Source organism: Streptomyces deccanensis (assembly GCF_022385335.1).
GTDB classification, from domain to species: domain Bacteria; phylum Actinomycetota; class Actinomycetes; order Streptomycetales; family Streptomycetaceae; genus Streptomyces; species Streptomyces deccanensis.
The window spans coordinates 2,675,498-2,690,420 of record NZ_CP092431.1; the positions used below are offsets into that span (position 1 = coordinate 2,675,498).

Here is a 14,923-nt window from a genome sequence, read left to right on the forward strand (position 1 = left end):
TGTGTGGGGGACGGTGACCCGTGAAGGTCACCGTCCCGTGTCGCTCAGGTCGTCAGACCGTCAGCGAGCGGTCCGTCGGGCGGATCGGGGCCGGCAGGTCGCTCGCGCCCGTGAGGAAGCGGTCGCAGCCACGGGCCGCCGAGCGGCCCTCCGCGATCGCCCAGACGATGAGGGACTGACCGCGCCCCGCGTCGCCCGCCACGAACACACCCGGCACGTTGGTCTGGAAGTCGGCGTCGCGCGCGATGTTGCCGCGCTCGTCGAGGTCCAGGCCGAACTGCTCGACCAGGCCGTTCTCCCGGTCGGTGCCGGTGAAGCCCATCGCCAGCGTGACCAGCTGGGCGGGGATCTTCCGCTCCGTGCCCGGCTTCTGCGTCAGCTTGCCGTCGACGAACTCGACCTCGACGAGGTGCAGCCACTGCACGTTGCCGTCCTCGTCGCCCTCGAAGTGGGTGGTGGAGACGGAGTAGACCCGCTCGCCGCCCTCCTCGTGCGCGGAGGTGACCTTGTAGAGCATCGGGAAGGTCGGCCACGGCTGGTTCGGCGCGCGGTCCTCGCCCGGCTTCGGCATGATCTCCAGCTGCGTGACGGAGGCCGCGCCCTGGCGGTGGGCGGTGCCCACGCAGTCCGCGCCGGTGTCGCCGCCGCCGATGACGACGACGTGCTTGCCCTCGGCCGTGATGGGGGGCGCCACGAAGTCGCCCTCCTGCACCTTGTTGGCCAGCGGCAGGTACTCCATCGCCTGGTGGATGCCGGCCAGCTCGCGGCCGGGCACCGGCAGGTCACGCGCGGTCGTCGCACCCGCGGCGATCACGACGGCGTCGTACCGCTTCTTCAGGTCCGTCGCCTTGAGGTCGCGGCCGATCTCGATGCCGGTACGGAAGCGGGTGCCCTCCGCGCGCATCTGCTCGATACGGCGGTTGATGTGCCGCTTCTCCATCTTGAACTCGGGGATGCCGTAGCGCAGGAGGCCGCCGATACGGTCCGCGCGCTCGTACACGGCGACCGTGTGGCCGGCCCGCGTCAGCTGCTGGGCGGCGGCGAGGCCCGCCGGGCCCGAGCCGATGACCGCGACCGTCTTGCCGGAGAGGCGCTCCGGGGCCTGGGGCGCGACGTCGCCGCTGTCCCACGCCTTGTCGATGATCGAGACCTCGACGTTCTTGATGGTGACGGCCGGCTGGTTGATGCCGAGCACGCACGCCGACTCGCAGGGAGCGGGGCACAGCCGGCCCGTGAACTCCGGGAAGTTGTTCGTCGCGTGCAGGCGCTCCGAGGCGGCGCCCCAGTCCTCGCGGTAGGCGTAGTCGTTCCACTCGGGGATGAGGTTCCCGAGGGGACAGCCGTTGTGGCAGAACGGGATGCCGCAGTCCATGCAGCGGGACGCCTGCTTCGAGATGATCGGGAGCAGCGAGCCCGGAACGTAGACCTCGTTCCAGTCCTTCAGCCGTACGTCGACGGGGCGGGACTTGGCGACCTCGCGCCCGTGGTTGAGGAAGCCCTTCGGGTCAGCCATTGATCGCCGCCTCCATCATCTTCTCGGTGATCTCGGTCTCGGAGAGACCGGCCTGCTCGGCGGCGGCCTTGGCGGCGAGCACTGCCTTGTACGTGCTGGGGATGATCTTGCTGAAGCGGCCCACGGACACGTCCCAGTCGGCGAGCAGCTTCTCGGCGACCGTGGAGCCGGTCTCCTCGGCGTGGCGGCGCACCACGTCGTGCAGCCACTGCTTGTCGGTGTCGTCGAGGGCCTCGACGGCGCCCGCGTTGCCGACGTTGACGTTGTCGCGGTTCAGGTCGATGACGTACGCGATGCCGCCCGACATACCGGCCGCGAAGTTGCGGCCCGTCTCGCCGAGGACGACCGCGTGGCCGCCGGTCATGTACTCGCAGCCGTGGTCGCCCACGCCCTCGGACACCACCAGGGCGCCGGAGTTGCGGACACAGAACCGCTCGCCCGTACGGCCGCGGAGGAACAGCTCGCCGCCGGTCGCGCCGTAGGCGATGGTGTTGCCCGCGATCGTCGAGTACTCGGCGAGGTGGTCGGCGCCCCGGTCGGGACGGACGATCACGCGGCCGCCGGAGAGGCCCTTGCCGACGTAGTCGTTGGCGTCGCCCTCCAGGCGCAGCGTGACACCGCGCGGGAGGAAGGCGCCGAAGGACTGGCCGGCCGAGCCGGTGAAGGTGATGTCGATGGTGTCGTCGGGCAGACCGGCCCCGCCGAACTTCTTCGTCACCTCGTGGCCGAGCATCGTGCCGACGGTGCGGTTGATGTTGCGGACCTTGACCTGGGCGCGGACCGGCTGGGCGTCGGTCGCGTCGTTCGCGGCCAGCGCGTCGGCGGCGAGCTTGATCAGCTCGTTGTCGAGCGCCTTCTCCAGGCCGTGGTCCTGCTCGATCAGCTGGTGGCGGACGGCGCCCTCGGGCAGCTCGGGCACGTGGAACAGCGGCTCCAGGTCCAGGCCCTGCGCCTTCCAGTGGTCGACCGCGCGGGTCACGTCGAGCGCCTCGGCGTGGCCGACGGCCTCCTCGATGGAGCGGAAGCCCAGCTCGGCGAGGATCTCGCGGACCTCCTCGGCGATGAACTCGAAGAAGTTCACGACGTATTCGGCCTTGCCGGAGAACCGGTCGCGCAGCGTCGGGTTCTGCGTGGCGATGCCGACCGGGCAGGTGTCCAGGTGGCAGACGCGCATCATGACGCAGCCGGAGACGACGAGCGGCGCGGTCGCGAAACCGAACTCCTCGGCGCCGAGCAGCGCGGCGATGACGACGTCACGGCCGGTCTTCAGCTGGCCGTCGGTCTGGACGACGATGCGGTCGCGCAGGCCGTTGAGCAGCAGCGTCTGCTGGGTCTCGGCGAGGCCGAGCTCCCAGGGGCCACCGGCGTGCTTCAGCGAGGTGAGCGGGGAGGCGCCCGTTCCGCCGTCGTGGCCGGAGATGAGGACGACGTCCGCGTGCGCCTTGGACACACCGGCCGCGACCGTGCCGACGCCGACCTCCGAGACCAGCTTGACGTGAATCCGCGCCTGCGGGTTCGCGTTCTTCAGGTCGTGGATCAGCTGGGCCAGGTCCTCGATGGAGTAGATGTCGTGGTGCGGCGGCGGGGAGATGAGGCCCACGCCCGGCGTCGAGTGACGCGTCTTGGCGACCCACGGGTAGACCTTGTGGCCGGGCAGCTGGCCGCCCTCACCGGGCTTGGCGCCCTGGGCCATCTTGATCTGGATGTCGTCCGCGTTGACCAGGTACTCGGAGGTCACACCGAAGCGGCCGGAGGCGACCTGCTTGATCGACGAGCGCCGCGCCGGGTCGTAGAGGCGGTCCGGGTCCTCGCCGCCCTCACCGGTGTTGGACTTGCCGCCCAGCTGGTTCATGGCGATGGCGAGCGTCTCGTGCGCCTCGCGCGAGATCGAGCCGTACGACATGGCGCCGGTCGAGAAGCGCTTGACGATCTCGGAGACCGGCTCGACCTCGTCGATGGAGATCGGCGCACGGCCCTCGCCGGCCTTGAAGCCGAACAGGCCGCGCAGCGTCATCAGGCGCTCGGACTGCTCGTTCACCCGGTTCGTGTATTGCTTGAAGATGTCGTAGCGGCGCGTGCGGGTGGAGTGCTGGAGGCGGAAGACCGTGTCCGGGTCGAACAGGTGCGGCTCGCCCTCGCGACGCCACTGGTACTCGCCGCCTATCTCCAGGGCACGGTGCGCGGGCGCGATGCCGCTGGCCGGGTACGCCTTGGCGTGGCGGGCGGCGACCTCCTTGGCGATGACGTCGATGCCGACGCCGCCGATCTTGGTGGCCGTGCCGTTGAAGTACTTCTCCACGAACTCGTCCGCGAGACCGACGGCCTCGAAGACCTGGGCGCCGCGGTAGGAGGCGACCGTGGAGATGCCCATCTTGGACATGACCTTCAGGACGCCCTTGCCGAGGGCGTAGATCAGGTTGCGGATCGCCTGCTCGGCCTCGATACCGGAGAGGAACGTTCCGGCACGGACGAGGTCCTCGACGGACTCCATCGCCAGGTACGGGTTGACGGCCGCGGCGCCGAAGCCGACGAGCAGGGCGACGTGGTGGACCTCGCGGACGTCACCGGCCTCGACCAGCAGGCCCACCTGGGTGCGCTGCTTGGTGCGGATGAGGTGGTGGTGGACGGCCGCGGTGAGCAGCAGCGACGGGATCGGCGCGTGCTCGGCGTCGGAGTGGCGGTCGCTGAGGACGATCAGCCGGGCGCCGTTCTCGATGGCGGCGTCGGCCTCGGCGCAGATCTCCTCGATGCGCGCGGCAAGGGCGTCACCGCCGCCGGAGACCCGGTAGAGACCGGAGAGCGTGGCGGCCTTCATGCCGGGCATGTCGCCGTCGGCGTTGATGTGGATGAGCTTGGCCAGCTCGTCGTTGTCGATCACCGGGAAGGGCAGGGTGACGCTGCGGCACGACGCGGCGGTCGGCTCCAGGAGGTTGCCCTGCGGGCCCAGTGAGGAGCGCAGGCTCGTCACCAGCTCTTCACGGATCGCGTCCAGCGGCGGGTTGGTGACCTGCGCGAACAGCTGGGTGAAGTAGTCGAAGAGCAGACGCGGGCGCGAGGACAGCGCGGCGATCGGCGAGTCGGTGCCCATGGAACCGATGGGCTCGGCGCCGGCCTTGGCCATCGGCGCGAGGATGACGCGCAGCTCCTCCTCGGTGTAGCCGAAGGTCTGCTGGCGGCGGGTGACCGAGGCGTGGGTGTGCACGATGTGCTCACGCTCGGGCAGGTCGGAGAGCTCGATCTCCCCGGCCTCCAGCCACTCCGCGTACGGGTTCTCCGCGGCGAGCTGGGCCTTGATCTCGTCGTCCTCGATGATGCGGTGCTCGACGGTGTCGACGAGGAACATGCGGCCCGGCTGCAGGCGGCCCTTGCGGACGACCTTGGCGGGGTCGATGTCGAGGACGCCGACCTCGGAGCCGAGGACGACGAGGCCGTCGTCGGTGACCCAGTAGCGGCCGGGGCGCAGGCCGTTGCGGTCGAGGACCGCGCCGACCTGGCGGCCGTCGGTGAAGGTGACACAGGCCGGGCCGTCCCAGGGCTCCATCATCGTGGAGTGGAACTGGTAGAAGGCGCGGCGGGCCGGCTCCATGGAGTCGTGGTTCTCCCACGCCTCCGGGATCATCATCAGCACGGAGTGCGGCAGGGAGCGGCCGCCGAGGTGGAGCAGCTCCAGCACCTCGTCGAAGGACGCCGAGTCGGAGGCGTCCGGCGTACAGATGGGGAAGATCCGGTCCAGCTTGTCCTGCGGTCCGAACAGGTCGGAGGCCAGCTGGGACTCGCGGGCCACCATCCAGTTGCGGTTGCCCTTGACCGTGTTGATCTCACCGTTGTGCGCGACGAAGCGGTACGGGTGGGCGAGCGGCCACGACGGGAAGGTGTTCGTGGAGAACCGGGAGTGCACGAGCGCGATCGCGGAGGCGAAGCGGCGGTCGGACAGGTCCGGGAAGAAGGGCTCCAGCTGGCCGGTGGTCAGCATGCCCTTGTAGACGATGGTCCGCGCGGAGAGCGAGGGGAAGTAGACATCGACCTCACGCTCGGCGCGCTTGCGCAGCACGAACGTCTTGCGGTCGAGGTCGATGTCCTTCGAGGACCCGTCGGAGACGAAGACCTGGCGGAAGGCGGGCATCGTCGAGCGGGCCGTGGCGCCGAGCAGCTCGGGGGCGACGGGCACCTCGCGCCAGCCGAGGACGGTCAGGCCCTCCTCGGCGGCGATGGCCTCGATGCGGGCGACGGCGTCCTCGGTGCCCTCCTCGGGCAGGAAGCCGATACCGACGGCGTACGAGCCGGCCTCGGGCAGCTCGAATCCGGCCACCTCACGGAAGAACGCGTCGGGAACCTGGGAGAGGATGCCGGCGCCGTCACCCGAGTCGGGCTCCGAACCGGTCGCCCCGCGGTGCTCCAGGTTGCGCAGAACCGTGAGCGCCTGCTCGACCAGCGCATGGCTCGCCTCGCCGGTGAGGGTGGCCACGAAGCCGACGCCACAGGCGTCGCGCTCGTTGCGGGGGTCGTACATACCCTGCGCAGCAGGGCGAGCATCCATGAACGACCACTTCTGGCCATTCGTGGAGTGCTGGGACGGCTGGCGCGGCGTACGCATCGGCTCTCCCGTCGTCGTCATCTGGCATATGCATGTGCCGAGGGACGACGCTGGCCCTCTGCGTAAGGTGCAAAATTTCGTGCAGGTTACATGATGGAACGATTCTCGGGAAGCGGATACTTCGTCCCAACATGCGGACGCCGCGGCGCGGAGGGGTGGCCGCACGCGGTGGCGTGATCGAACGCGATCAAGGGGGAGCCGACCGTACAGATCGTTGTCGGTCGACCGGGCGCAGGAGGCGTCGTCGCCCACTACTCAGGTGCTTCAGGGTGCTTCAGGTGCTTGACGGGCGTCGTTGCCCGCGGCGCTTACGGCTCATGCCCAGCGGTTAAGCATTCGAAACCGCCTGGTAACGACTACTTATGCGGTCCCGCGCATACGTAGCCATCCGATCCATCATACGGCCGCCCCGAACAGGCTGCCCAGGGCGTACGTCACACCCGCCGCGGCGCCGCCGAGGGCCAGCTGCCGCAGCCCGCTGAACCACCAGGTTCTGGCCGTCACCCTGGCCACCACGGCACCGCACCCGAAGAGCCCGACGAGCGCCACCAGCACGGCGGGCCACAGCGCGCTCGCACCGAGCAGATACGGCAGCACGGGCAGCAGGGCACCCAGCGCGAACGAGCCGAAGCTCGACACGGCGGCGACGGTGGGCGACGGGAGGTCGCCGGGGTCGATGCCCAGCTCCTCGCGGGCGTGGATCTCCAGGGCCTGTTCGGGGTCGTGCGAGAGCTGCCGCGCGACCTCCCGGGCGAGCCCCGGCTCGACCCCGCGGCTCTCGTAGAGCGCGGCGAGCTCCTTCTCCTCGTCCTTGGGATGCTTGCGCAACTCCCGCCGCTCGACGTCGAGTTCGGCCTGGACAAGTTCGCGCTGCGAGGCCACGGAGGTGTACTCGCCGGCCGCCATGGAGAAGGCGCCGGCCGCGAGCCCGGCCAGCCCGGCGACGACGACCGCCTCCCGCCCGGCCGTTCCACCGGCGACACCGGTCATCAGCGCCAGGTTGGACACGAGCCCGTCCATCGCCCCGAACACGGCGGGCCGCAGCCAGCCGCCGTTCACGTCCCGATGGGTGTGGTTGTCCCGGTGCGCCTCGTGCAACGCGGCTTCGGTGTCGATGATCGCCACGATCAAGCCCCTTTCCTCACGTCGAACGTACGCTCGGAAAATCGCTTCTGCCAGCAAGGAAGGCCGTACTTACCCAGGCGCTCACCGAGGGCGGCGGCTGTTCGAGAAACGGCCGCCGCTCATTCGTACATGACCCTGCACAGATGTCGACCGGGTGATACACGAGCGTTCCGCGCGCCGCCGAGGCACCCGATGTGGGAGAGATCTTCCCAGCGAAAGCTGACAAATCTTGAGAGCGGATCAACTGCCCGCCGGGCCGGACCTGCCCATGGGCCAGAGAGGCGACCGTATGCCTTCCATCGCCTGCATTCCCTCGGTCCCGGCGCCCGGGGGCGCCGCCGACCTCCGCGAGCGGGCACGGGGGGCCATGCTCGGGCTCGCCGTCGGCGACGCGCTGGGGGCGCCCGCCGAGAACATGAAGCCGTCCGAGATCCGCGCGCGCTGGGGGCGCATCACCGGGTATGTGGCCGAGAGCCCCTCCGGCACGGACGACACCGAGTACGCGATCTTCTCCGGGCTGCTGCTGGCCCGGCACGGCTCGGCCCTCACCGTCACCCATGTGGAGACGGCCTGGCACCAGTGGATCGCGGACCTGGACGAGGGCCCGTTCCGGGGCGCCGGCTTCAGCGAACGCGGCACCCTGGAGAACCTCCGCCGGGGCCTCGCCGCGCCGATCTCCGCGCAGCACCGGCACGCCTGGAGCGACGGCCTGGCCATGCGCGCGGCCCCCTTCGGCGTCTTCGCGGCGGGCCGCCCGGCGGAGGCCGCCCGGCTGGTCGCCGTCGACGGCTCGGTCAGCCACGACGGCGAGGGCATCTACGGCGGCCAGGCGGTCGCGGCGGGCGTGGCGGCCGCGATGGCGGGGGCGCCGACGATCGCGGTCGTGGCCTCCGCGCTCGCCGTGATCCCCGACGACTCCTGGACGGCGCGCTCCCTGCGCCGGGCGGTCGCCGTCGCCCACCGGGGCGAACGCGCGGTCCGCTCCGCCGTCGTCATCGGCGGCTACCCCTGGACCGACCTCGCCCCCGAGGCCGTCGCCCTCGCCTTCGGCGCCTACGCGGCGGCCGACGGCGACTTCACCGAGTCGGTGCTGACCGCGGTGAACATGGGCCGCGACGCCGACACGACCGCCGCGGTCGCCGGCGCGTTGGCCGGCGCGACCCGGGGGGCGTCGTCGATCCCGGCCGAGTGGGCCGCCGCGATCGGCCCGGCGCGAGGCAGCTGCCTGCCCTCCATGACCGGCCACCACGTCCTGGACGTGGCCGAACTCCTGGTCCCGACCGAGGGCGGCAAATGGACCACGGGCCCGGCCCTCTTCCCCCACGGCGACCGCCCCCTGCCGCCCCCGACCACCTTCACCCTCGCCCCGGCCGACCCGACGGAGACCCCCGCATGACCCCACCGACCCCATGGGACGACACGCCCCCCACGTCCCCCTCGTCACCGTACGAGGAGCCGCCCGCCGGGCCGCCCATGCTCGACGCCGCGGCTCTCGACCTCGCACCCCCGACCGACTTGCTCGCCCCCGCCCCCACGACCGACCCACCGCTCGCCCCCGAGCGCTTCGCGCCCGCTCGCCCGGTCTCGGCGAAGCCGCCCACCCACGGAGCCGCGGCCGCCGACGGTGGAGGCGCCCCACAGGGGCCACCCGCACGCGACGACGAAAGCCGCACGGGCGGTGCGGGTGGGAAGAACGAAGCGGCCGAAGGCGAAGCCGAGGCCGGCAGGCCCCGCCCCCCGAAGGGCACCCGCATCGAGGGCCTCCTCCTCGGCCTCGCCGCAGGCGACGCCGCCGGCTGGCCCGCCGCCCGCCACCGCGCCGCCCGCATGCCGGAGTGGACCCGCCGCCTCACCCGCGAGCTGGACACCTTCGCCGAGCAGAACGCCACCACCACCCTCCCCGTCCCCATCGCCCTCAACCAACCCCCCGAGCCCCTCCGCCTCGGCCCCTCCGACGACGCGGAATGGGCGGCCTTCGCCGCCGAGGCCCTCCTCCGCGCAGGCGACGCCGCCGCCCTCGGCGACCTCAGCCTGGAACGCCGTACCCGCGCCTCCATCGACCTCTCCTGGAACGCCGTGGCCAGCGAGATCGCCGCCGCCGCCGAACGCGCCCCCGAGGTCGAGTCCGCCGTGCTCCCCCTGCGCGCCCGTATCTCCGTACGCGCCGGCCTCGGCAACCTCGCCACCGGCCTGCGCCCGCCCGCCACCGGCCACGACAACCCGCACTACTTCGACGACGCGGCCTGCGTCCGCGCCTGCGTCCTGGCGGTGGCCCACCCGGGCGACCCCCGCCGCGCCGCCGACCTCGCCGAGTTCGACGCCCGCTACACCCAGGACGGCGACGGCGTGCACGGCGCCCGCGCGATGGCCGCGGCGCTCGCGCTGGCGCTCACCGGCGCGGATGTCGACGACTGCGCCGCCGCGGCCCTCGCCGAACTCCCCGCCGAGACGGAGATCGGCCGCAACGCCCGCCACGCCCTCGACCTCGCCCACCGCCACAAAAAAGAAGGAACATTCGCCCTGGTCCCGCTCCTCGAACACCAGATCGTCGACCATGTCTACAGCTACGGCATCGCCGCCGCCGAGACCGTCCCCGTGGCCCTCGCCCTGGCCACCGCCGCCCGCGGCCGGATCGCCGAGGCCGTCCCCGCCGCCGCCTGCCTCTCCCGGGTCGCCGACTCCGCGCCCGCCCTCGCCGGCGCCCTGACCGGAGCACTCGGCGGCGGCACCGCCATCCCCGACACCTGGCGGGACGCCTGCCGCACCCTCTCCGGCTGCGCCCTCCCCCGTCTCACCGGCACCGACCTCGTCCACCTCGCCGAACTTCTCGGCACAGCGGAACTCCCCACCCACCCCGGCGTTAGCCGGGCATGACGCCCGCATCGCATCCCGCCCCCGCCGCGGCGCCCGCCCCCGCGGCCGCAGCCGCTCCGGACGCCACGCTCGACGAACGCATCACCGGCGCCCTCGTCGGCGCCGCCGTGGGCGACGCCCTCGGCGGCCCGGTGGAGGGCTACACCCCGGAGCAGATCCTCGAACGTCACGGCGGCCGTGTGCACGGTGTCGTCGGCCCGTGGAACGGCGACGAGTGGCGCACCGCCCGCCCCATCGCCCCGTACCACAAGGGCGACGGCCACGTCACCGACGACACCTTGATGACCCATGCGCTCGTCCGGGTGTACGACCGCGTACGCGACCACCTCGACGCGTACGCCGTCGCCGAGCACCTGGTGCCGGACATGATGACCACGCCGCGCTGGATCCCCGAGCTGGAGGCCGAGGCCCTCCCCCTCCAGCGGGTCTTCCTCGCCGAGAAGTGGCTGGTGGCCCGGATCCACTACGGCCACATCGACCCCCGCGAGGCCGGCACCGGAAACATCGTCAACTGTGGCGCGGCGATGTACATGGCCCCCGTCGGCCTGGTCAACGCGGCCGACCCGCGCGGCGCGTACGCCGAGGCGCTCGACGTCGCGGGCGCCCACCAGTCGTCGTACGGCAGGGAGGCGGCGGGCGTGTTCGCGGCGGCGGTCGCCGCGGCGTGCGCGCCGGGCGCGACGGCGGAGTCGGTCGTCGAGGCCTGCCTCGCCCTGGCGAAGGACGGCACCCGCGCGGCGATCGAGTCGGTGTGCGAAGTGGCCCGCCGTCACACGGACTTCGAGTCCGCGCTGCGGCCGCTCCGCGAGGCGGTCACCCCGTTCGACACGGTCGGCCCCGACTACCGCGCCCCCTCCCTCGGCGCCCGCCGCCCTTCCCGTCTCCACTCGATCGAGGAACTCCCCATCGCGCTCGGCATGTTGATCGTGGCCCGCGGCGACTACCGCCACGCGGTGCTGGGTTCGGTGAACTACGGCCGCGACTGCGACTCCATCGCCACGATGGCCGGCGCCGTCGCCGGCGCGCTGGGCTCGGAGGTCCCGTCCGACTGGGCCAAGACGGTGGCGGAGGCGAGCCGCCTGGACCTGCACGCCCCCGCCCGGACGTTGACGGACGTCACGCTCCAGATCCACGACCAGGACGTCCGCCGCCGTCGCGCCCACGAGTCCGCCTTCACCGCCCTGGCGCCCGTCCGGTGACCCCCCTGCGTCTGACCTGGGTGCAGCCCGAGGACCTCCTCGGCCACGAACTCCACCAGGCCCTCCAGGACGGCCGCGAGCCCTCGGCCGTCGCCGCCCGCTGGCGAGCCGCAGGCGGCCCCCCGGCCCCCCTCCGCGCCGGCGCCTCCCCCCACCGCGCCTCCCGCTACCTCCGCCAACTCGCCGAAGACCTCCTCGACGAACTGGCGGACCTGCCGAGCCAGTTGAGCGACGACGAGCCGACGGACCTGCCCAGGATCAAGGCCCTGTGCGGCGACTGGCCCGCACACCCGACCCAGCCCACCCGCCCCACCTCAACCACCTACGCACCTCGCCTGGAAGCCGCCTGGCTCGGCCGCGCCGCCGGCTGCCTCCTCGGCAAGCCCGTCGAGAAACTCCCCCTCCCCGCCATCCGCCGACTCGCCGCCGCCACCGGCAACTGGCCCCTCACCACCTGGTTCACCGCCCGGGGCGTCCCCCAGGACCTCCTCGCCGCCCACCCCTGGAACCGCCGCTCGGCCCCCACCTCCCTCGCCGAGAACATCGACGGCATGCCCGAGGACGACGACCTCAACTACCCCCTGCTCAACCTCCTCCTCCTGGCCCGCCACGGCCGGGATTTCACCACCACCGACGTGGCCACCCTCTGGCTCGACGAACTCCCCGCGGGCCGCACCTTCACCGCCGAGCGCGTCGCCTACCGCAACCTCCTCACCGGCATCGAGCCACCCCACACCGCCCGCCACCGCAACCCGTTCCGCGAATGGATCGGCGCCCTGATCCGCGCCGACGTCCACGGCTGGACCAACCCCGGCGACCCGGCCGCCGCCGCCGAACAGGCCCACCGGGACGCCACCCTCACCCACACCGCCAACGGCGTCTACGCGGCGATGTTCGTCGCGGCCACCATCGCCGAGGCGGCCACCGGCACCCACGACATCCACCACTGCCTCCGCACCGGCCTGACGGTCGTCCCCCCGCACTCCCGCCTCGCGAGAGCGATCCACCACGCTCTTCGACTGGCCACGGAGATCCGGGACTTCGACACGATCGTCGACGAACTCCACGCCACCTACGCCGACCACCACTGGGTCCACGCCATCCCCAACACCGCCCTGCTCACCGCCGCCCTCACCCACGCGGACGGCGACTACACGGCCGCCATCTGCCGCTCGGTGTCCGGCGGTTGGGACACCGACTCCAACGGTGCGACGGCGGGCAGCATCGCGGGCCTCCTCACCGGCTCCCCGACCGCACTCCCCGACCGCTGGACGGCACCCCTCAAGAACCGCCTGGCCACCTCGATCGCCGACTTCAACGGCGTCGGCTTCGACACCCTGGCCCACCTCACCCTCCGGGAGACCCCCCACCCATGACCCAGGCGCCGCCCCCGACCCAGGCGTACGACCCTCCGCTCGGCCACCTCCGCGTCCTCGACCTCGCCACCCTCTTCGCGGGCCCCCTCGCCGCCACGATGCTCGGCGACTTCGGCGCGGAGGTCATCAAGGTCGAGCACCCCACGAAACCGGACCCGTCGCGGGGCCACGGCCCGTCGAAGGACGGCGTGGGCCTGTGGTGGAAGCTGCTGGGCCGCAACAAGCGCACCCTGACGCTGAACCTCTCCACCCCCGGCGGCCGGGACACGCTCCTGCGCCTCGCCGCCACCGCCGATGTGATCATCGAGAACTTCCGCCCCGGCACCCTCGAGAAATGGGGTCTCGGCTGGAAGGAGCTGTCGGCGGCGAACCCCGGTCTGGTCCTCGCCCGCGTCACCGGCTTCGGCCAGTTCGGCCCGTACGCGCACCGCCCCGGCTTCGGCACGCTCGCCGAGGCCATGAGCGGATTCGCCGCGATCACCGGCGAGCCGGACGCCCCACCGGTCCTGCCGCCCTTCGGCCTGGCCGACTCCATCGCGGGCCTCGCGACGGCGTACGCGGTGATGACGGCGCTCGCCGCGCGTGACCGTACCGGACAGGGGCAGACGGTCGACATGGCGATCATCGAGCCGATCCTCACCGTCCTCGGCCCCCAGCCCCTCTGGTACGACCAGCTGGGCCACGTCCAGCCCCGCACGGGCAACCGCTCCGCGAACAACGCGCCCCGCAACACGTACCGCACGGCGGACGGCTCCTGGGTGGCGGTCTCCACCTCGGCCCAGTCGATCGCGGAACGGGTGATGCGGCTGGTCGGACGGCCCGAGCTGATCGACGAACCCTGGTTCGGTTCGGGGGCGGAGCGGGCCGGGAACGCGGACGTCCTGGACGAGGCGGTCGGCGCGTGGATCGCCCGCCACACCCGGGAGGAAGTGATCGAGGCGTTCGAGAAGGCGGAGGCGGCGGTGGCCCCCATCCAGGACGTACGGGAGGTGATGACCGACCCCCAGTACCGCGCCCTGGACACGATCACCACCGTCGACGACCCCGACCTCGGCCCCCTGCGCATGCAGAACGTCCTCTTCCGCCTCTCCGCCACCCCCGGCGCGATCCGCTGGGCGGGCCGTGCGCACGGCGCCGACACGGACTCGATCCTGACCGAACTGGGCCTGTCCGGCCTGGAGATCGAGACCCTCCGCCGGGAGGGCGCCCTGTGACCCCCCGCTCGTCCACGTCCTTCCCCCTGACCTGGCTGTACGTCCCCGGCGACCGCCCGGAGGTGGTCACCAAGGCGCTGGCCTCCGGCGCGGAGGTGGTGATCGTGGACCTGGAGGACGCGGTCGCCCCCGACCGCAAGGCCTACGCCCGCGCGGCCACCGCCGAACTCCTCTCGACCCCGCCCCCCGTGCCGGTCCACGTACGCGTCAACGCCCTGGACACCCCGGACGCCGAGGAGGACCTCGAAACCCTCGCCCCGCTCCCCGGCCTGACCGCCCTCCGCCTCCCGAAGATCACGTCCCCCGACGAGGTGGCGCGGGTCGCGGAACGAACCGCGCCGGCGGAGGGAGGAGCGGTCGCCCTCTACGCCCTCCTCGAATCGGCGCTCGGCGTGGAACGGGCGTACGACATCGCCACCGCGCACCCCGCCCTCCGGGGCATCGCCCTCGGTGAGGCGGATCTCCGCGCCGACCTGGCCGTCAGTGACGACCGGGCCCTCGACTGGCCACGTTCCCGGGTGATCCTCGCCGCCCGTGCCGCCGGTCTCCCGTCGCCCGCGCAGTCGATCTACCCGGACACGAGAGATCTGGAGGGCCTGGCGGCCACGTCGGCGCGCGGGCGCGCGCTCGGGTTTCTGGGCCGTGCCGCGATCCATCCCCGTCAGCTTCCGGTGATCGAACGGGCCTACACCCCAACTCCCCAGGAGGTGGAGTCGGCCGAGCGGACCCTTCGAGCGGCGACCACCACGGCCGGGGCGCAGGCCCTTCCCGACGGGCGCTTCATCGACCCGGCCGTGGTCGCGGCGGCGCGCAGGACCCTGACCCTTGCGGCCCGCCCCAGCAGGCTTTGATCGCCCCCGCCGCCCCTACCCGTCCCATCCTCAAGGGGCTGCGCCCCTTCGACCCCCACACCTCCGCCCGGTGGGGGCTGGTCGCGCAGTTCCCCGCGCCCCTGAAAAGCAGGGGCTGCGCCCCGTGCTTTTCAGGCCCGCAGGGCCTGTTCTTTTAGGGGCGCGGGGAACTGCGCG

General features: G+C 72.5%; 9 protein-coding genes. 6 read left to right on the top strand and 3 right to left on the bottom strand.

Annotated elements, in window-relative coordinates; translation table 11 throughout:
• Positions 1-52: 52 nt before the first annotated feature.
• From L3078_RS11965 to L3078_RS11975, 3 genes are all read right to left on the bottom strand, one after another.
• On the bottom strand, positions 53-1,513 hold the full coding sequence (locus tag L3078_RS11965; RefSeq protein ID WP_239753422.1) for a glutamate synthase subunit beta: 1,461 nt from the start codon (positions 1,511-1,513) through the stop codon (positions 53-55).
• Positions 1,506-6,107 carry a glutamate synthase large subunit gene (gene gltB / locus L3078_RS11970; protein WP_239753423.1) on the bottom strand — a complete coding sequence of 1,534 codons (4,602 nt, stop codon included), beginning with the start codon at positions 6,105-6,107 and terminating at the stop codon, positions 1,506-1,508. Before gltB ends, L3078_RS11965 begins: the two co-directional genes overlap by 8 nt.
• Before the next feature lie 396 nt (positions 6,108-6,503).
• Complete coding sequence (locus L3078_RS11975) at positions 6,504-7,232, bottom strand: VIT1/CCC1 transporter family protein (RefSeq protein ID WP_239760286.1); 729 nt, start codon at positions 7,230-7,232, stop codon at positions 6,504-6,506.
• A 289-nt stretch (positions 7,233-7,521) separates the two neighbouring features.
• Here L3078_RS11975 and L3078_RS11980 point away from each other — a divergent pair, with 289 nt between their 5' ends.
• From L3078_RS11980 to L3078_RS12005, 6 genes are read left to right on the top strand one after another with little or no spacing between them, the layout of a single operon-like run.
• Positions 7,522-8,628, top strand: coding sequence for an ADP-ribosylglycohydrolase family protein (locus L3078_RS11980; RefSeq protein WP_239753424.1), 1,107 nt, complete (start codon positions 7,522-7,524; stop codon positions 8,626-8,628).
• Positions 8,625-10,106, top strand: coding sequence for an ADP-ribosylglycohydrolase family protein (locus tag L3078_RS11985; RefSeq protein ID WP_239753425.1), 1,482 nt, complete (start codon positions 8,625-8,627; stop codon positions 10,104-10,106). The genes L3078_RS11980 and L3078_RS11985 overlap by 4 nt, the downstream gene beginning before the upstream one ends.
• Positions 10,103-11,305 carry an ADP-ribosylglycohydrolase family protein gene (locus L3078_RS11990; RefSeq protein ID WP_239753426.1) on the top strand — a complete coding sequence of 401 codons (1,203 nt, stop codon included), beginning with the start codon at positions 10,103-10,105 and terminating at the stop codon, positions 11,303-11,305. The genes L3078_RS11985 and L3078_RS11990 overlap by 4 nt, the downstream gene beginning before the upstream one ends.
• Complete coding sequence (locus L3078_RS11995) at positions 11,302-12,681, top strand: ADP-ribosylglycohydrolase family protein (protein WP_239753427.1); 1,380 nt, start codon at positions 11,302-11,304, stop codon at positions 12,679-12,681. Before L3078_RS11990 ends, L3078_RS11995 begins: the two co-directional genes overlap by 4 nt.
• The gene (locus tag L3078_RS12000; protein ID WP_239753428.1) at positions 12,678-13,895 is read left to right on the top strand and encodes a CaiB/BaiF CoA transferase family protein; all 1,218 of its coding nucleotides are present in this window, start codon (positions 12,678-12,680) and stop codon (positions 13,893-13,895) included. The genes L3078_RS11995 and L3078_RS12000 overlap by 4 nt, the downstream gene beginning before the upstream one ends.
• Positions 13,892-14,746, top strand: coding sequence for an HpcH/HpaI aldolase/citrate lyase family protein (locus tag L3078_RS12005; RefSeq protein ID WP_239753429.1), 855 nt, complete (start codon positions 13,892-13,894; stop codon positions 14,744-14,746). Before L3078_RS12000 ends, L3078_RS12005 begins: the two co-directional genes overlap by 4 nt.
• Positions 14,747-14,923: the final 177 nt, after the last annotated feature.